Annotated in this window: 16 protein-coding genes; 8 read left to right on the forward strand and 8 right to left on the reverse strand. The window is 67.6% G+C overall.

Annotated features, from left to right (window positions below; all coding sequences use genetic code 11):
• Positions 1-5: 5 nt before the first annotated feature.
• From F7O44_RS18125 to F7O44_RS18150, 6 genes are all read left to right on the forward strand, one after another.
• The gene (locus F7O44_RS18125) at positions 6-935 is read left to right on the forward strand and encodes a GTPase (RefSeq protein ID WP_162451680.1); all 930 of its coding nucleotides are present in this window, start codon (positions 6-8) and stop codon (positions 933-935) included.
• On the forward strand, positions 932-2434 hold the full coding sequence (locus F7O44_RS18130; RefSeq protein ID WP_162451681.1) for a GTPase: 1503 nt from the start codon (positions 932-934) through the stop codon (positions 2432-2434). Before F7O44_RS18125 ends, F7O44_RS18130 begins: the two co-directional genes overlap by 4 nt.
• A 143-nt stretch (positions 2435-2577) precedes the next feature.
• Positions 2578-3255, forward strand: coding sequence for a single-stranded DNA-binding protein (locus F7O44_RS18135; RefSeq protein WP_162451682.1), 678 nt, complete (start codon positions 2578-2580; stop codon positions 3253-3255).
• Between the two features lie 201 nt (positions 3256-3456).
• On the forward strand, positions 3457-5133 hold the full coding sequence (gene ettA / locus F7O44_RS18140; protein WP_162451683.1) for an energy-dependent translational throttle protein EttA: 1677 nt from the start codon (positions 3457-3459) through the stop codon (positions 5131-5133).
• Between the two features lie 14 nt (positions 5134-5147).
• Positions 5148-6026: an acyl-CoA thioesterase gene (locus F7O44_RS18145; protein WP_162451684.1), complete on the forward strand. Its 879-nt coding sequence runs from the start codon at positions 5148-5150 to the stop codon at positions 6024-6026.
• Positions 6023-6661 (forward strand): DUF8185 domain-containing protein, encoded by a 639-nt coding sequence (locus F7O44_RS18150; RefSeq protein ID WP_162451685.1) that lies wholly within the window; start codon positions 6023-6025, stop codon positions 6659-6661. Before F7O44_RS18145 ends, F7O44_RS18150 begins: the two co-directional genes overlap by 4 nt.
• A 195-nt stretch (positions 6662-6856) precedes the next feature.
• On the opposite strand, the gene F7O44_RS18155 is transcribed toward F7O44_RS18150, so the two are convergent.
• Complete coding sequence (locus tag F7O44_RS18155) at positions 6857-8500, reverse strand: alpha-amylase family glycosyl hydrolase (RefSeq protein ID WP_162451686.1); 1644 nt, start codon at positions 8498-8500, stop codon at positions 6857-6859.
• A 120-nt stretch (positions 8501-8620) separates the two neighbouring features.
• Here F7O44_RS18155 and F7O44_RS18160 point away from each other — a divergent pair, with 120 nt between their 5' ends.
• Positions 8621-9139, forward strand: a complete 519-nt coding sequence (locus tag F7O44_RS18160) for a mycothiol transferase (RefSeq protein WP_162451687.1) — start codon at positions 8621-8623, stop codon at positions 9137-9139.
• A 38-nt stretch (positions 9140-9177) separates the two neighbouring features.
• Here the strand turns inward: F7O44_RS18160 and F7O44_RS18165 are convergent, their stop codons facing one another.
• Positions 9178-9567: a globin domain-containing protein gene (locus tag F7O44_RS18165; RefSeq protein WP_162451688.1), complete on the reverse strand. Its 390-nt coding sequence runs from the start codon at positions 9565-9567 to the stop codon at positions 9178-9180.
• A 107-nt stretch (positions 9568-9674) separates the two neighbouring features.
• On the opposite strand from F7O44_RS18165, the gene F7O44_RS18170 reads away from it, so the two are divergent.
• A complete protein-coding gene (locus F7O44_RS18170) occupies positions 9675-10100 on the forward strand; it encodes an OsmC family protein (protein WP_162451689.1) in 426 nt (141 codons plus the stop codon).
• Between the two features lie 20 nt (positions 10101-10120).
• On the opposite strand, the gene F7O44_RS18175 is transcribed toward F7O44_RS18170, so the two are convergent.
• The 6 genes from F7O44_RS18175 to F7O44_RS18200 are packed head-to-tail and all read right to left on the reverse strand — an operon-like array spanning position 10121 to position 18511.
• Positions 10121-11236, reverse strand: a complete 1116-nt coding sequence (locus F7O44_RS18175) for a mechanosensitive ion channel family protein (protein ID WP_162451690.1) — start codon at positions 11234-11236, stop codon at positions 10121-10123.
• Positions 11233-13350 carry a prolyl oligopeptidase family serine peptidase gene (locus F7O44_RS31975; protein WP_162451691.1) on the reverse strand — a complete coding sequence of 706 codons (2118 nt, stop codon included), beginning with the start codon at positions 13348-13350 and terminating at the stop codon, positions 11233-11235. Before F7O44_RS31975 ends, F7O44_RS18175 begins: the two co-directional genes overlap by 4 nt.
• A gap of 10 nt (positions 13351-13360) precedes the next feature.
• On the reverse strand, positions 13361-15544 hold the full coding sequence (locus F7O44_RS18185) for a glycoside hydrolase family 3 N-terminal domain-containing protein (protein WP_162451692.1): 2184 nt from the start codon (positions 15542-15544) through the stop codon (positions 13361-13363).
• On the reverse strand, positions 15541-16806 hold the full coding sequence (locus F7O44_RS18190; RefSeq protein WP_162451859.1) for a glycoside hydrolase 5 family protein: 1266 nt from the start codon (positions 16804-16806) through the stop codon (positions 15541-15543). Before F7O44_RS18190 ends, F7O44_RS18185 begins: the two co-directional genes overlap by 4 nt.
• Positions 16807-16811: 5 nt before the next feature.
• On the reverse strand, positions 16812-17588 hold the full coding sequence (locus F7O44_RS18195) for a carbohydrate ABC transporter permease (protein ID WP_162451860.1): 777 nt from the start codon (positions 17586-17588) through the stop codon (positions 16812-16814).
• A 38-nt stretch (positions 17589-17626) separates the two neighbouring features.
• On the reverse strand, positions 17627-18511 hold the full coding sequence (locus F7O44_RS18200; protein ID WP_222851500.1) for a carbohydrate ABC transporter permease: 885 nt from the start codon (positions 18509-18511) through the stop codon (positions 17627-17629).
• Between the last annotated feature and the right edge of the window lie 23 nt (positions 18512-18534).

Below are 18534 nucleotides of genomic sequence, written 5' to 3' on the forward strand. Positions count from 1 at the left end.
GCGGTGTGGCGCAACCATCCGACGAACGTATGTATGACGCTTTGAGTGTTTTGCGGCGGTTGGTGGGCGAAATCGATTTTCCGTTCGACTCGGCCAGCTCAGCCAAGACCCGGCGCGAACTCGACGATGCCCGGACACTGCTGGATCATTATTTGTTGGCTCGGCTGCGCCGGATGGACGCGCCGTTGCTGGTCGCCGTTGGTGGTTCGACCGGTGCCGGGAAGTCCACGTTGGTCAACGGCATCGTCGGCGATGTCGTCACTTCGCCGGGGGTGTTGCGGCCGACCACACGCATCCCCGTCCTGGTGCATCACCCCGACGACACACCCGAGTTCCCGGCTGAGCATGTTCTGTCCGAGCAGCGCCCGGTCGACGGCATTCCCCGAGGACTCACCCTCATGGACACGCCTCCGCTGGCCTCGGTCGCCGACGAAAGCCGCTCGCAGGCACCGGCCGCGCTGGAGACGGCCGACCTGTGGATCTTCATGACCACGGCGGCGCGTTATGCCGACGCGGTTCCGTGGCAGGTTCTGGCCAGGGCCGCAGAGCGCAGGATGTCGGTTGCCGCGGTGGTGAACCGGGTGCCACCCGGCGCGGTGAACGAAATCAGATCTCATCTGGCCGGTTTGCTTGCGTCACGAGGGCTCGGTGATGCACCGTTGTTCGCCTTGGAAGAAGCCACACTGGACAGTTCCGGGATGATGCCGCCGCATGTCGTGGAACATGTGTCTCGCTGGCTCCACGAGTTGGCCGGCGGCGACGCCGCGCGGGCGGCCGTGGTCCGGCGCACCGTGGACGGGGCCGTCAGCCACGTGCTCAGTCGCGTGTCCAGTTCACTTGCCCAAGCTGAGGTGGATGTGTTTGACGACGCTGCTCGTGCCGACCTGACTGAAGCCGTCGCGGCCGGGTGGCGGGCCCGGGGTGAGGCCGAATGACCACTCGTCTCGGGGCGATCTCGGGCGCGCTGGAGGCCGGAGCCGGCCGGTTTTTCGATCCGTCCACCACTGAAGCGCGGGCTGTGCTGGAACGGGCCGGCGCCCGGCTGGAACTCTCACTCGAGCACACGGTGGTCGCGCTCGCCGGATCCACCGGCAGCGGAAAGTCGTCACTGTTCAACGCGATCTGTGGCATGGACATCGCGCGGGTAGGCGTCCGCCGGCCCACGACGTCCTTGCCGTTGGCGTGTATCTGGGGCGCCGAGGGCGTTGACCCTCTTCTCGACTGGCTGGAGGTACCCGCCCTTAACCGGGTCTCAAGAGAGAGCGTCCTCGACTCAGGCGAGGACGACGCTCTGGACGGCTTGGTGCTCCTGGATCTGCCCGACCACGACTCCACGGAGAGCATGCACCGCGACACAGTCGATCGGCTGGTTGAGCTGGTCGACCTTTTCATCTGGGTGATGGACCCGCAGAAGTACGCCGACGCCGTGATCCACGAGCAGTATCTCCGGCCGCTGTCCGCGCACAGCGATGTGACGGTGGTTCTTCTCAACCAGGTCGATCGCTTGCCGGAGGCCGATGCCGAGGCATGCCTGAACGACCTTCGCCGGTTGCTCGACGAAGACGGGCTTGCCTCCGCGCCGTTGCTGCCGGTCTCCGCGGCCACTGGAGTCGGCCTGGACATCCTGACGGAACGGCTGCGGGTCGCGGTGCTCGAACGACAGGCGATTCGGAACCGGATCGAGGCCGACGCCCAGCGCATCGCCGCCCGTATGGAATCTGCACTCGGATCCACCTCACCCGGCGAGATCGGCGAGACGGAAACCGAGAGGCTGGTCGCGTCGTTGGGGGCTGCCGCCGGCATCGACGTCATGGCTGAGCAGGCCGGCGAGGCTTATCTGCGCAGGGGAAGCGCTGGTGTGCTGCCGGAGCCGCCGCCGGTGGATCGCCCTACGGTTGAGGCCGCCGTTCATGAGGTGGGCCGGGCGGCCATGGGCTCGCTGGCCGGCGGATGGGGCGGGTCCGTCCGGGCGCTCGCGGCGGAACAGGCCACAAAGGTGCCGGCCGCGCTACACGACACCTTGATGGCCGTCGACCTCTACCGCCCACCGAGCGGGCGGTGGCGCCTTTCCGGCGTGCTCGAGTGGCTCGCGCTGATCGCGGGTCTCTTCGGCGGGTTGTGGGCACTTCTGCTCGAGCTGGCTGCCCGGCTGGATCTCGCGTGGCTAAACGAGATCGACTTGCCTGACCCCGACGTCGCCGGCAGCTCGTTGCCGTTGATCCTTTTGGTAGCCGGTGGGTTCGTCGGGCTCGTTCTGACAGCCGCGAGGTTCGGCGTGGCGCGGCGGGCGCGCCGGCAACGGACCGAGGAAGCCGAGCGGCTACTCCGCGACGTGGTGGCCGATGTAGCGGATGAGATGGTGATCAGCCCGCTTCGAGTCGAGATTGATCGATATCACACGTTTCGTGCAGCGCTGGCCGAGGCGAGCGAGTAGGTCGGCCCCCGAGTTGTCCACAGTCCAGCCGTTGAAGGACACGAAGTTGTCCACATTCGCTGAGTGAGGCCTTCCGGGCCCGCGCCGTGGCGGGAAGTGTCGTAACCGTCATCTCGAACGGCTACGAGCACAGGAGGATCCAGATGGCCGCTGCAACCTTGACCGTCACCGGGAACATCGCCACGAAGGTGGCGCGGGAGCGCAAGAAAGACACCGGCGAGCCGTGGGTGCATTTCCGTATCGCATGCAACGAGCGTCGCTACGACAGCCGGACCGGAACGTGGCTCGACGGTGAACCGTCGTTCTACACCGTTGTGTGCTGGCAGTCGCAATTGGCCAAGAACGCCGACGCCTCGTTGAAGAAGGGGGATCCGGTCATCGTGCACGGCAAGGTCAAAGTCCGGGAGTGGCGCGACGACAACAACGTCCAGCGCTATACCACCGAGATCACCGCCACCTCTATCGGTCACGACCTGTTCCGTGGTGTCTCCGCGTTTCACAAGAACCTGCGTGCATCGCAGTCTTCGCCGGATGCCGAAGAGGTCAAGGAGAAGCTGTCCACCTATGTGGTGGACGCGAACGGAGTGGACCGGGCAAGTGGTGAGGTGGTGCCGGCGCTGGCGAGTACCGATGACAGCGAGTGGGCCGAGCGCAACGCCGCGGGGTGGGCAACGCCTGAGGCCGACGACGCGACGCTCGGAGCCGGCGTGAACTCTGCTGAGCCGGGCGCCGGCGCCGCGCCGCAGTCGGGCCCGGACGAGGAATCCGAGTCCGGCGACGACGAATCGGGAGAGCTGGCCGGGGTCGGACTGGCAGCCTGAAGCAGCGCATCCATCGGCAGGACATCATCGGGGTGGAACCAACGTTCGATGGCGATGGCGGTGCCCCGCTTCTCCGGCACCCGCTCGTCCGGAGGCCGCGCAGGTGGGCAGCATGTGAGCGCCCCGGTGACGCACTATTTGCGCGGCCTCTTACCTCCGATGATGGGATTACGCCGCCGAGGCCGTAGGCTGGACAGCGCTATGGCGGAATTCATCTATGTGATGCGTAAGGCGCGTAAAGCGCACGGCGACAAGGTCATCCTCGACGACGTCACTTTGGCGTTCCTACCCGGTGCCAAGATCGGCGTGGTAGGACCCAACGGCGCCGGTAAGTCGAGCGTGCTCAAGATCATGGCCGGTGTCGATCAGCCCTCCAACGGCGAGGCTTATCTGACACCCGGTTACACGGTCGGTTTCCTGTCCCAAGAGCCGGAACTCGACGATGCCAAGACGGTTCTGGGCAACGTCGAGGAAGGCGTGGCGGAGACCAAGGCGATGCTCGACCGCTTCAACGAGATCGCCGAGCAGATGGCCACCGACTACTCAGACCAGCTCCTCAACGAGATGGGCAAGTTGCAGGAGCAGCTTGACCACCGCAACGCCTGGGATCTCGATTCGCAGCTCGAGCAGGCCATGGACGCACTGCGCTGTCCGCCTGCCGATGCGGATGTCAGTGTGCTCTCCGGCGGAGAGCGTCGCCGCGTCGCGCTGTGCAAGCTGCTGCTGGAGCAGCCTGACCTGTTGCTGCTCGACGAGCCCACCAACCACCTCGATGCTGAGAGCGTGCAGTGGCTGGAGCAGCACCTGGAGAAGTACCCGGGCACGGTGGTCGCGGTCACCCACGACCGGTACTTCCTCGACCACGTGGCCGGCTGGATCGCCGAGGTCGATCGTGGCCGGGTGCACGGCTACGAGGGGAACTACACGACCTACCTGGAGAACAAGCAGGCCAGGTTGAAGGTCGAGGGCCAGAAGGACGCGAAGCGGCAGCGGCGGCTGAAGGACGAGCTCGAATGGGTCCGGTCCAACGCCAAGGGGCGCCAGACCAAGCAGCGTGCCCGGCTCGGCCGCTACGAAGAGATGGCCGCCGAGGCGGACAAGACCCGCAAGCTCGACTTCGACGAGATCCAGATTCCGCCGGGTCCGCGGCTCGGGCAGGTAGTGGTCGAGACCGAACGGCTGAACAAGGGCTTCGACGACCGGCCGCTCATCCGCGACCTCTCGTTCTCGCTGCCCCGTAACGGGATCGTCGGTGTCATCGGACCGAACGGTGTTGGTAAGACCACGTTGTTCAAGATGATCGTCGGCGACGAGTCCCCGGACTCCGGGTCGTTGCGGGTCGGTGACACCGTGAAGCTGTCCTATGTCGACCAGACACGGGCCGGCATCGAGCCGAACAAGAACGTGTGGGAAGTCGTCTCCGACGGGCTGGACCACATCAAGGTCGGGCAGGTCGAGATGCCGAGCCGCGCCTACATCGCGGCGTTCGGCTTCAAGGGCCCGGATCAGCAGAAGCCGGCCGGCGTGCTCTCCGGTGGTGAGCGCAACCGGCTCAACCTCGCGCTCACCCTCAAACAGGGCGGGAACCTCATCCTGCTGGACGAGCCCACCAACGACCTCGACGTCGAGACACTGCAGTCGCTCGAGAACGCGTTGCTGGAGTTCCCTGGCTGCGCGGTGATCACCTCGCACGACCGCTGGTTCCTCGACCGCGTCGCCACGCACATTCTCGCCTGGGAAGGCGACGACGAAGACCCAGCCAAGTGGTTCTGGTTCGAGGGTAACTTCGACGCCTACGAGAAGAACAAGATCGAGCGGCTCGGCGCCGAAGCGGCCCGTCCCCACCGGGTGACGTACCGCAAGCTCACCCGCGACTGAACCGGTCCGCCGACATGCCTCGACACATCACCGAGGTCCCGTTGCGGTGGGCCGACATGGACGCGTACCGGCATGTCAACAACACCGCCTACCTGCGCTACCTCCAGGAGGCGCGGGTCGACATGCTGTTCGTGCATGCCGCGCAGCGGGGCGCGCCGGAGCTTGCCGCGGGCGTGGTGGTCAATCGGCACGAGATCGACTACCTTGCCCCGCTGAGGTTCCGGCTCGCGCCGCTGCGGGTCGAGACCTGGGTGCGCGAGGTGCGTAACGCCACGTTCACGCTTGGCTACGAGATCCTCGACGCGGACAGTGAGCACCGTCATGTCTATGCGCGGGCGACCACGGTCCTCGTCCCGTACCACCTGGCCACCAGCTCACCAAGGCGGGTGTCGGCTGACGAGCGGGCCGTCCTGGAAACGTATGTGGATGCCGACGGCGCCCGCCCGCGGGCCGGTGGGGCGGCGCGTCCGGCCCGCAGCGAGGTGGCCAAGACCCATGTGTACTCGTGTGCGGTGCGATTCGACGATCTCGACTCGTACGGTCACGTCAACAATGTGCAGTTCGCGGAGTACATCCAGGAGGCGCGGATCGACTTCGTCGAGCACAGCTTCGCGGGCGGGGTGGCCAATCATGGGGGCTCGGTCGTGGCCGGACAGAGCATCGAATACCTGGCACCGGTGCCGTTTCGAATCGAGCCGCTCCAGGTGTACGTGTGGGTGAGCCGGATCGGCGCGTCGTCGTTCGATCTGGCCTACGAGGTCGCCGACGAGCATCAGGTCTTCGCCCGCTGCGCCACGATGATCGTGGCGTACGACTTCGACGCGCATCGTTCGCGTCAGCTGACACCGACCGAGCAGGCCGGGCTCGAACCATTCCTGAAGGTAGGAACATGACGTATCTGGCGCCCGCATATCCAGGAGCCACCGCGGACCTGGCGACGTTCGCTCAGCGGGTCGCCCGGTTCGAACCGGAAGCGGTGGCACGCATCGTCGCCTCCGGATCGGTAGCGGGATGCTTCGCCGAGACTCCGTTCGACGCGCTGGCGCTGCGCGCGGTAGCGCTGGCCGAACCGGCGGAGTTCGACATCGTCGTCGAAGCTTCGACACTGGCCGCGAAAGCGGTCGGCGCGGGCGGGAAGCTGGAGCTGCCGCCGGCGCTGCCCGCTCTGCGCTGGGCCAGTAGCCTTCCGCCGCGTTCTGGCTGGACCGAGATGGGCCGGCTGCCGCTGGCCGATGTCACCGCCAAGGTCGAGGAAGGCATCGCCGAGTTCCGCCGGCGCGCGCCCGAGGAAACCGGTGGCCGGGATCTGCGAGCCGGCCGCGCCGCCCTGGAAGGCCTGGCGGCCCAAGTATGGGATGTCGAGCTGGCCCACGGTGTACCGCTGCGGCTGGCGCACGCGTCGTCGTCGTACGGCTTTCTCAGCGGCCAAGGAGACGTCGTGCTGCGCTCCGTCGGCCCGTGGCAACGCCTGGACGCCCCCAACGGCACCGTGCTGGCCCGCGGCGGCCTCGCCCTGTTTGCGCTCTAAGCTCGCTCGACAAGCTAAGGCCCAAACCGCCGCCCACCGTGCTTTCACACGTGGAGGTGCCCCAACACGAGGCTCCGGCGGATGGAATCTCTCCATGGTGTGGTGGGCATCAGCGAGGGAGGTCGATGGCGAAGCCTCTCCCCGACCGAGTCTGCTGGGCGAGGAGAGATTCCATCCGCCGGAGCCGTTAAGGCGCTACACGGCTAGCCAGGCGGTAGTGTCCGCCGGTAGCCGGCCGTCGTCGGTGAGCGGCCCGCTGGCCAGGAGCACGTCGCGGTGTTCCGGCAGGGTGACCGGCTCGGCGCTGAGGTTGACCACGCAGGCGAATCCAGGCTCGCGGCTGAAAGCGAGAACATCAGCGCCGCGATCCGCCCACGTCATCTCCGCCGACTGGAAAGCCTCGTGCTGGCGGCGCAGGCGCAGAGCCGCGCGGTAGACCTCGAGCATCGAGTTCTGATCGCCGGTTTGCGCCTCGACCGACATCTGGCCCCATCCGCTCGGCTGGGGTAGCCAGGAGCCATTGGAGCCGAAGCCGTACGACGTGCCCGCCGTGCTCCACGGCAACGGGACCCGGCAGCCGTCCCGGCCGCGCTCGGTGTGTTCCGACCGCTCCCAGACCGGATCCTGCAGAGCCTCTTCGGGAAGGTCGAGCACCTCGGGCAGGCCTAGCTCCTGGCCCTGGTAGATGTAGGCGCCGCCGGGCAGGGCCAGCATGAGCAATGCCGCGGCCCGGGCACGCTGCCGGCCGAGTTGCTCGTCGAACACCCGCTCGGCGGGGCGTTCCCGGACGGTGCCGCCCGTGGTGTCGATCCGGCCGTACCGGGTGACGACGCGTTCGACGTCGTGGTTTTCCAGCACCCACGTCGCCGGGGCGCCGACCGAGCCGAGCACGGTTATCGACTGCTCGATCGACTGTCGCAGATCCGACGCCGACCACGCTGCCTTGAGGTAGTCGAAGTTGAACGCGCTGTGCAGCTCGTCGTCGCGGAGGTAGCGGGCCAGCCGCTCGGGGGGCTCCACCCATGCTTCGGCGACGAACAGGCGCGGGGGATCGTAGGAGTCAGCCACCTCGCGCCAGCCACGATAGATCTCGTGGACGCCGTCCCGGTCGAAGAACGGGTGATCGGCGATCTTGGGAGAGTCCAGCAGATTCGACTCGTCGTACGGCAGGTCAGGCGCGTCCAGATCCTTCACCATGCCATGTGCGACGTCGATCCGGAATCCGTCGACTCCGAGGTCGAACCAGAATCGGAGCACATCGAGGAACTCGGCATGTACTTCTGGGTTGCTCCAGTCGAGGTCCGGCTGGCTGACGTCGAAGATGTGGAAGTACCACTGGCCCGGTGAACCATCGGGTTCGGTGATACGTTCCCACGCGGGGCCGCCGAACACGCTTCGCCAGTTGTTGGGCGGCTGGTCGCCGTCGGGGCCGAGGCCGTCCCGGAAGATGTAGCGCGCGCGTTCGGGTGAGCCCGGCGGCGCCTGGAGCGCGGCCTGGAACCACTCGTGCTCGGAGGAGCTGTGGTTCGGCACGATGTCGAGGATGATCTTCAGATCCAGTGCATGCGCCTCGCCGATCAGCTCTTTCGCCTGCGCGAGATCACCGAAGAGTGGATCGATGTCGCGATAGTCGGCGACGTCGTACCCGCCGTCGTTCAGCGGGGACGGATACCAAGGATTGATCCAGAGTGCGTCGATGCCGAGATCACGCAGATACGGCAGCTTCTGGCGCAGGCCGGCGATATCTCCCTCGCCGTCTGCGTTGCCGTCGGCGAACGACCGGATGTAAACCTGATAGATGGTGGCGCTGCGCCACCAGTCGGTGCGAGATGCTGTCACGAGCGGCCAGCCTATGACGGCTCGGTGATTTCGGCGAAAGCGGAGCTCGTGTGTGGTGAATCACATGCCCGCGTGGGTAAGACGATCACATGGACATGATCGAAGGGGAGATGTGATCAGATGCGAAGCGTTGAGCTGCTGAGCGACGCGTTCGACAGGATCCGAACCGGAACACATGACGTCGTCGCCGACCTGACTCCGGACCAACTGGCGGCCCGGCTGGATAATCGCGCCAACTCGATCGCCTGGCTGATCTGGCATCTCACCCGGGTGCAGGACGACCACGTGGCTGACGCCGCCGGCACCGAGCAGGCCTGGACGGCCGAGGGTTGGTCCGATCGGTTCGAGCTGCCGTTCGACCGGTCGGCCACCGGGTACGGCCACAGCAGCCGCGACGTCGCGCAGGTGCAGGTGAAGTCCGGTGAGCTGCTGGCGGAGTACTACGACGCGGTCCACGACCGGACGCTTCGGTTCCTCGAGGGCCTTCACGACCGTGACCTGGATCGCATCGTCGACGAGTCGTGGGAGCCGCCGGTGTCGCTCGGTGTGCGGCTGGTGAGCATCGTGGACGACAGCGCCCAGCACATCGGCCAGGCGGCGTTCATCCGTGGCGTTTTGCAACGGCGTAAGCAGCGCTGACGTCGGCGCTCGCCGCACCAGGTCGAGCTGGCGGCGTGTTATTCCTCGAAGGTGTTGACCAGAGAGTGAGCTGCCCGTTCGAGGTAGTCCCACAGCATCTCGTGGTACACCGGCGGTAGTTCGATCTCGTCCACGGCGACCTTCATGTGTTTCAGCCACCTGTCCCGAGCCGCCGGGTTGACCTTGAACGGCGCGTGGCGCATCCGCAGCCTGGGGTGTCCACGCTGATCCGAATACGTGGTGGGGCCGCCCCAGTACTGTTCGAGGAACATCAGCAGCCGTTCTTCGGCCGGACCGAGGTCTTGCTCAGGGTAGAGAGCCCGCAGCTCTGGATCCTCCGCCACTCCTTCGTAGAAGCGGCGCACTAGCCGCACGAAGGTGTCATGTCCGCCGATGGCTTCGTAGAAGTTGTCTACACGCGTGGTCACATCACCATTGTCGCAAGCCCGCCGTCGCCGCTGCCACAACGGAGGGGCAGGATGGGAGATGTTCGATCGTGTATGGACCCCATGTTCACTCTGGAAAGGACCCTCGTATGGCTACCACTCGTACCGCCAGCACGCGCTGGGAAGGCACTCTGTTCGAAGGCTCGGGGCGGGTGACCCTCGAGTCGTCGGGTCTGGGCACGTACGACGTGTCGTGGCCGGCCCGTGCGGAGCAGCCGGACGGCAAGACGTCCCCTGAGGAGCTCATCGCCGCCGCGCATTCGTCGTGCTTCTCGATGGCGTTGTCCAACGGCCTGGCGAAGGCTGGCACCCCGGCCACGTCGCTCGACACGAGTGCTGACGTCACGTTCCAGCCCGGTGAAGGCATCACCGGGATCAAGCTGAGCGTACGCGGCGTGGTTCCCGGTATGTCTGCTGAAGACTTCGTGGCGGCGGCCGAGGCGGCCAAGGACGGCTGCCCGGTGAGCCAGGCGCTGACCGGCACCACGATCACCGTGGACGCGGCGCTCGCCTGATAGCCGGGGCCGCGTTCAGCTCACACCTCCGGCGCCGGGGGGCGCTCGGCCTTTTGCTGTTGTTCGTCCGGCGTATCGGCCGTGGGCGTGAGTTCTTCCTCGCCGTCTGAGCCGGCGGCCGCCGGCGGCTGCTCGGTCGTGGCAGCCGCCGGGCCCGACGCTGGTGGGGCGGGCGTCAGGGGTGTCTCGTCCTGCGGGCCGCCGTCTTGGCGCAGCCACAGGGTGCGTTGCGGGAACGGAATCTCGATTCCTTCGGCATCGAAGCGTCGTTTGATCCGTTCCCGCAGTTCACGGGCTACCTTCCACTGCTCCAGTGGCCTAGTCTGGACCACCAGCCGGATGTCGACGCTGTCGGTGTTGAGCGCCTCGACGCCCCAGACCTCCGGCTCCTCGAGGATGAGATCGCTCCAGACCTCCTCGGCCGCCATCTCGTTGCTGACCTCCTCGAGCAGGCGCCGGACGACGGCCGTGTCGGAGTCGTAGGCGACACCGACGTCGATCACCGCCCGGGCCCAGTCCTGGCTCGAATTGCCGATCCGCATCACCTCGCCGTTGCGGACGTACCAGACGGTGCCGTCCACCGCACGCAGACGGGTGACCCGCAGGCTCACCGACTCGACGACGCCGGCGGCCTCGCCCATGTCGATGACGTCACCGACGCCGTACTGGTCCTCGATCAGCATCGCGATGCCGGCCAGGAAGTCCTTGACGAGGTTCTGGGCGCCGAAGCCGAGAGCAACCCCGGCGATACCCGCGGAGGCGAGCAGTGGCCCGATCGGGTAGCCCAGGATCTCCAGCGTCATGACGATCGCGACGGTGGCGACGAGCGCGGTGCTGACGCTCTTGCCCAGCGAGCCCAGCGTCTGTACGCGCTGCACCCGGCGATCCGAGTAGACGCCGGCGCCCCCGAGCACGACGCGGGCCGCGGTCTTCGAACCGAGAACCCGGGTACGCGGCTCCTTCTCGACCGAACGGTCGACCAGCCGCCTGATGAGTTTGTGTAGCAGGTAACGGATGACGAGGGCGATCAGGACGAGCGCGGCGATGTGTATGGGCCGGTCCAGCAGCACATCAGCCCACCAGTCGCTGGTGAAGCGTTCGAGGTCGTCGTTCTGGGTCTGGATGAATACAGTCATTGTGGATCAAGGCCTAGCTGGGCGGCGAGAAACCCCAGCTGATCGGTGGCGAGGTCAACGGTACGTGAGACTGCCCGGGCGCCGTGGCCGACGTTGCGCTCGGCGCGTAGCAGCACCGGGCGCTCGGCGACGTCGCTCGTCGTCGCCTGCTGGAGGGCTGCCGCCATCTTGCGGGCGTGCAGTGGATCGACGCGGGTATCGCCATCGAACACGGTGAACAGCACAGCGGGGTAGGCGGTGCCGGGTTCGACGTGATGGTACGGCGAGTACCCGAGCAGCCAGCTCAGTTCCTCCGGGTCGGCAGCGGTCCCGTACTCGTCGTTCCAGGTGGCGCCGAGCCCGAACTGCTCATACCGGACCATGTCCAGCAGCGGTGCCGAGCACACCACGGCACGGAATGAGCCGGGGTGCTGGGTCAGCGCCGCACCCACCAGCAGACCACCGTTGGATCCTCCGGAGATGCCCAGCTGCCGCGGGGTGGTCCAGCCCTGCTCGACGAGGTATCCGGCGGCGGCATGGAAGTCGTCGAACACGTTCTGCTTCTGCTCGCGCATTCCGGCGCGGTGCCACGCTTCGCCCTCCTCGGAGCCGCCGCGCAAGCCCGCCACGGCCCAGACCCCGCCGGCCTCGACCCAGGCCAGAATGCTGGCCGAGTAGGCAGGTGTGAGGGCGATGTTGAAACCGCCGTATCCGTACAACACGGTGGGGCGCGGCCTGCGTGAGGCGTCGCCGGCCGCCGGCGAGACGATGACCATCCGCACCTCGGTGCCGTCCTTCGACCGGTAGGTCACCTGCTCGGAGCGCACGTCCGGGATGTCGATCGTGCCCGGACTGGGCGCCCAGGTGGTGACGTCGCCACTGCGGGCGTCGACGTGGAGCACCAGTGACGGCGTGGTGTGATCGGTGTAGCCGAACCACGACTCGTGGCCGCCTTCTGGCCGCTCGCTGAGTCCACCGATGCTGCCGAGCCCGGGTAGTTCCAGCGTACTCTCCCGGTGACCGGTGGCCAGATCGTGCACCGTGACCTCGGAGATCGCGTGCCGGGTCCGGGACGCCAGCAACACTGGCCGCTCGAGCTCCGGGCCGTCGAGGATCGCGTAATCGTCCAGCACCGCGGAGCCGTCTTCGGGCAGGAGGTCTCGCCAGTGTTCCGGTTCAGGTGTGGCCGGGTCGGCGACGGCCAGCCGCCGACGGGGCGCATCGAGATCGGTCAGGACGTACAGGCGACCGTCCCGGCCGACGTGCAGGTGGGTGCGGGCGTCGGCGCCGACGATGACCGGCCGCAGGTCCGGTGCGGCTGGATCACCGGCGTGCAGATCGGCGATCCAGACATCGTTGCGCGGCGCGGTGCCCTGCGCGGCGGAGACGATCAGCCAGCGGCCGTCGCGGCTGACCGAGGCCCCGTAGTAGTTGGTCTTGTCCATCCCGGAGCCGAAGATCTCGACGTCGTTCGCGGTGTCGGTGCCGATCTGATGGAGGTACACCCGGCGGTGGTACTGCTCCTCGCCGTCGGGCACGGACTCCGGCGGCAGCCGCCGGACGTAGTAGAACGACTTGCCACCAGGCAGCCAGCCGATGGGGGAGTACCGCGCACGGTCGATCGGCCCGTCGATCACCTCTCCGGACACGACGTCGAGCACCCGGACCACCGATTCCTCGCGGCCGCCCTCGGAGACCTGGTACGCAAGCAGATCGCCTTCTTTGGAGGGCTGCCAGGCGTCCAAGGTGGTGGTGCCACTCGGATCGAGGGCGACGGGGTCGATGAGCACTCGTTCTTCGCCGCCCGGATCGGTGGTCAGCAACACCGCATGTTCCTGGTCTGGTGTACGGCGGGTGTGGAAGCTGCGCTCACCCCGCCAGACCGGCGCCCCTACTGTGCCGGAGCGCAGCAGCTCGCTCAGCCGTTCCCGGAAGTGGTCACGCGTGGTCCAACGGTCGCGATGTGCGTTGAACAGCGCGTCCTGTGCCTCACCCCAGACGGTGGTCTCCGGGGCGTCCGGGTTTTCGAGGGCGCGGAACGGATCGGGCACCGTGACGCCGTGCAGGACGTCGGCGTCGTGGCCCTCTGGAGCGGGTGGGTACTGCGACGATGAGTTCGAGGTAACGGAATCCACCCGCCCGACTCTATGAGATACACGCCTCGGCTTCCGCTACCCGGAGTATGTACCTGTCGGCGACCGGTACCGGAACCTCGACGGTGTGCGCCGTGTTCGCGGGGATACGAACCCGCTTGAACCCCACGAGTTCGCGCCGGCGGGGGACGACGAGTCCATCGCGCCGGTAGGCGAATACCTGGAGCACGTCCGCCGCATCTTCGGCCCCGGCATTCTCGAGCCGCACGCGCAGGTGTACCGGCGGGCCGGTGTTGCCGGCCGGTGCCTCCTCGGTGACGGCCGTGCCGATGGTGACAGCGGCCGGGGCCCGCCCGCCGTGTCCGAATGGGCGCAGTACGGGATCCGGGGAGTCGGTATAGACGGCGCCGGGCGGATGCCGGTCGTCGTGGCGTACCGGGACGGCACCACCCGCGGCAGGCAGCGTCATCGGCAGCCGGCCAGGGATGGGACGCTCCGCGGTGAGCGCGTCGATGACTGCGTCGGCGCCGTACGGACCGGGATATCCCGCCCAGACGGTGGCATCGGCGTTGTCGAGCACACCGGTCAGAACGTGCGGACGACCCGCGACGACGACGGCGACGATGGGCGCGGTGGTGGCGGCGCGCACCTGGGCGAGCAGCTCGTCCTGGTCCCCGGGTAGTCGGAGGTCCGCGAGGTCCACACCTTCCCCCGAGGTGGCCCGGGCGCGGCCCGAGTCCGCGGTCAAGTCAGCGGCTCCGACGTTGGTGAACGCGTCGCTGTACTCGCGGTGGCTGGTCCCGCCCAGCACAGCGATGACGAGGTCGGCTTCCGCCGCGATGGCGGCGAGCCCGGAGCGCGGCGTCGGTATGGCGTCGAGTCGCGTCGTGGGCGGCAGGCGGTCACGGAGGGCATCGACGACGCTTCGGGCCTCACCAGCTGGCAGCGGTGGAACGTAGTCACCGAGTAGCGCGGTGGCCTCGCCCGCGTGCGGGCCGATGACGAGCACGCGGCGTGGCCGGGCGAGGTCGATCGGCAGGAGGCCGTCCGCGTCGTCCAGGAGGACCAGCGACTGCCGGGCGAGCGCGGCGGAGCATTCGCGAGTCCGTGCCCGAAGGGCAGTCAACCGTTCCCGGCCGCGTGTCGCGGAGGCGGGAGCAGCGGCCCTCGGAAGGAGACCCAGCAGCTGTTTCACATGCAGGACTCGCCGGCACGCCTGATCGATGGCGTCGCGCACGCCGGCGTCGGCAGCGGCGATCTCATCCAGCAAGGTGTAGGCCTCGTCCCAGAGCGACAGGTCGACACCACCGAACAGCGCGAGGCGCGCGGCCGCGCGGGCCGATCCGGCGACTTCTTCCAGGCGATCGATCGCGTGGCCGTCGGCCATGACCAGTCCGTCGAACCCCCACTCGTCCCGCAGCAGGTCCCGCAGCAGGCCGGGGTTCGCGCAGCACGGCACCCCGTCGATGTCGTTGTACGCCGCCATGATGCCGACCGCGCCCGCCCGCACGCCGGCCTCCGCCGGAGGTAGATGGATCTCGCGTAACTCACGCGGTCCGATCGCGGCGGATTGGCCGTTGCGCCCGCCGATGGCCTCACCCTGCGCGGCGAAGTGTTTGAGTACGACGCCGACGCCGTCCGCGCCCAGCCGGGCCCGCTGCGGACCCTGCATCCCGCGTACGATCGCCTCGGCCATCCGGGCGGCCAGTAGTGGTGATTCTCCGAGGCACTCTTCGCAACGTCCCCAGCGCGGATCGCGGAGCACGTCCAGAGCCGAGACGAGAGCGATGTCCACGCCGCTGCTGGCGAGTTCCGCGGCGACGGCGGCCGAGGCTTCTTCGACCAGGTCGGGGTCCCATGTCGCCGCTAGGTTGAGTGGCACCGGCAGGATCGTGCCGCCGAGCGCCTGATGCCCGTGTGGTGCCTCCTCGACGATCAGCGGCGCGATGCCTCGTGTGCTGCCCCGGCGTACCGCGCCGACGACGAGCTCGGCGACCTCGGCGCGCTCGTCGGGATGGATGCCGTCCGCCCAGGATCGGCCCGACCACGGGTCGGCGCGGAACAGTCCGTAGAGTGCACCGAGGCCATCCCAGCGTTCCAGCTCGGTGTGGAACGTGGCGGTGAGCCGCCACCGGCCACTCCGCTTCTCAACACACTGCCAGCCGAACAGGCGCTGGTTGAGCTGGCCGACCTTCTCGCGCAGCGACATCCGCGCGAGCAGGTCGTCGACGCTCATGACTCGCTCACCGGCGCGTAGACACTCTGACCGCCGGGCGCGGGCTGGACCACCGACAGCACGCCGCGCCCGGCCAGCGTGGTCGGGTCGGAGGCGTGCCGCGACGTCACCAGCGCCGGCCGGTCACCTGAGCGAGCGAGCTCCATCCATCGAGTGAAGACGCCGCCGCCCGGTGCGAGGTCGCCGCGCCGCAGCGGCACGTCGTTTTCGTCCACGGGTATCTCGACGGCTACCGACCGCGCGGGGACGGGGGCGCGCCGCGCCGCGAACTCGGCGGCGACCGAGGCGAACCGGTGGCCGATCGGCTTGGGTTTGCCATCCTCGTCGAAGAGCCCGAGGGTGTGCTCGAGTTCGGGGAAGTCGGCGAGGCTGCGGGAGACGTCGTGCGAACACCACCACGTCACGCCCCAGAGATGGGCGGTGTCGGCGGCATGCCGGACAGTGTGCTCGCAGAAATCAGCCGCCTGGTGTTCCTCCAGGCAGTTGAGCGGAGCGCCGATCTCCTGTAGCCAGATCGGCCGGTCGGGTTGGACGGCGAAGGCGCGAGACAGCTCGATCAGGTATTCCGCGTGCCGGAGGCTTTCCTGGGACATGCCGCCGTAGTGCTGGGCGGTGCCATTGAAGATCCAGGAGTGGATCGCCGTCATGTCGCCCATGCGGCTGGCGTGGGTGGGGAGAAACGGGTGGCCGTCCAGGTACCAGGCGGCGTCGTATTCGGCATGCAGCCGGGCGACGGGAGACCCGGGTGGGACCGCATCCAGCAGCGCCCCGAGCCAGGCCGTGACGTCCTCAGGCTGTGCCGCCATCGGGGAGGGGTGTGGCTGGTCGGCGAACTGGTTGAGTTCGTTGCCCATGGTCAAGGCGAAGAACCCGGGAGCGCCGGTCAGTGCCTCGTGGAGCGCCTCGACCAGGCGGGCTTGGGCTTCCACGGCGTCGGTGTCGGTGAACATGCTGCGGCGGTGCCACGTCGACATCCAGCTGGGCAGGAAGTCGAAGCTGGACAGATGCCCCTGGATGACGTCCACCGCGGAACTCAGCCCGGCCCGGCCGGCGAGTTCGACGGTGGTGCGGACGTCGTCGAGCGCCTGTTCCCGGATGAGTGCCCGGTTCGGTTGCAGCAGCGGCCAGAGCGGAAAAATCCGCACATGGTCCAGTCCGAGCGCGGCGATCGCATCGAAGTCCCGCCGGACGTCGTCCCACGAAGGCTCCAGCCACGAGTAGAACCAGCCGGTGGACGGCGTGTAATTGACACCGAAACGCAGAGAACTCACCCCTTGATACCTCCGCTCTCCAAGCCCCGGAAGAAGAAGCGCTGGAGAGCGACGAAGAAAATGACGATGGGAACGAGCGCGATGATCGTCCCCGCGGCGACGAGGCGCGGATCGTCGACGAACGTGCCCCGAAGATGGTTGAGCCCGACGGTCAGCGTGTAGTTCTGCTGGTCGGACAGGACGATGAGCGGCCAGAGGAAGTCGTTCCATGCCCCCATGAAGGAGAAGATCACGACGACACTCATCATGCCCTTGACCTGTGGCAGGCAGACCCGCAGGAAACGCTGCCAGGCGTTGGCGCCGTCGATGACGGAGGCTTCCTCTAGTTCCCGCGGTATCGCCATGAAGGCGTTACGCATGAGCAGCACGTTGAGTGCCGCGACGAGCGACGGCAGCGCGACCCCGACCAAGGTGTCGTTGACGTTGATGGAGCGCACCAGCAAGAACTGGGCGATGATCACCGTCTCGATGGGCACGAGCAGCGCCGCGACGAACACGAGCGCCGCGACGCCGCGGCCACGGAAGCGAAGCCGGCCGAGGGCGTAGCCCGCGAGCGTCGCGCCGATGAGGTTGCCCCCCACGACCAGCGCGGCGACCACCGTGGAGTTCCAGACGTAGCGCAGCAGCGGCAGCCGGTCGGTGACGGCGGCGTAGTGGTCGAACGTCGGATCGGTGGGGATCAGCTGCGGCGGCCGGGCGTAGATGTTGTCGCCGGCGCCCTTCAGCGACAACGACAGCTGCCACACCAGAGGGCCGGCGAGCAACACGAACATCAGGACGAGGATCGCGTAGCGGACGACGGTACGAGAGCTCACGCGTCCTCCCGGTCACGCCGCTGGAACCAGAGCTGGCCGAGGAGGAGGACCCCCATGATCACGAACATCGCCATGCTGATCGCGCCGGCGTACCCGGTCTCGGCCTGCAGGCCCGTCCCCTCGTTCTGGATCAGCATGGTCATGGTGATGTTGCGCCCGCCCACCCCGCCGGTGCCGCCGGTGAGCACATAGACCTCGCCGAACACGCGGAACGCCGCGATCGAGGAGAACATGCCGATGAGCATCATGGTCGTGCGCACTCCCGGCATCGTGACGTGGAAGAACGTCCGGACGACGCCCGCACCGTCGACGGCCGCTGCGTCGTAGAGCGACTGATCGATGTTCGCGAGCGCGGCCAGATAGATCACCATGTAGTAGCCGAGGCCGGACCAGACGGTGACGAACATGGCGCTGATCAGCAACAGCCAGCGGTCGGTGAGGAACGGGATGGGCCGTTCGATGACGCCGAGCCAGCCCAGCAGCGAGTTGACCAGGCCCCGGCTGTCGAGCAGGTTCGTCCAGATCAGCCCGATGATCACAACCGACATGACGACGGGTAGGTAGTACGCCGTCCGGAAGAAGCCGAGCAGCCGCCCTTTCCCCGCGACCAGCGTGGCGAGGATCAAGGGCAGCAGCACCATGAAAGGAACGACGAACACCACGTACAGCGACGAGTTCAGCAGCGCCGTGCCGAAGCGCGGGTCGTCGAACATCCGCCGGAAGTTGTCCAGGCCGATGAACCGCCCGTCTCGCAGCAGCGTGGCGTCGGTGAACGCGAGCGTCAGGGTGTTGAAGAACGGGAAGAGAATGAACGTGACGACCACGGCCAGCCCGGCCGCCAGGAACAGCCATGGCACATACCAGCGCTGATGGGTCCGCAGCCCGGACCTGAAGCCGGTCCGGG

The sequence above is a fragment of the Phytoactinopolyspora mesophila genome (assembly GCF_010122465.1).
GTDB classification, from domain to species: Bacteria; Actinomycetota; Actinomycetes; order Jiangellales; family Jiangellaceae; genus Phytoactinopolyspora; species Phytoactinopolyspora mesophila.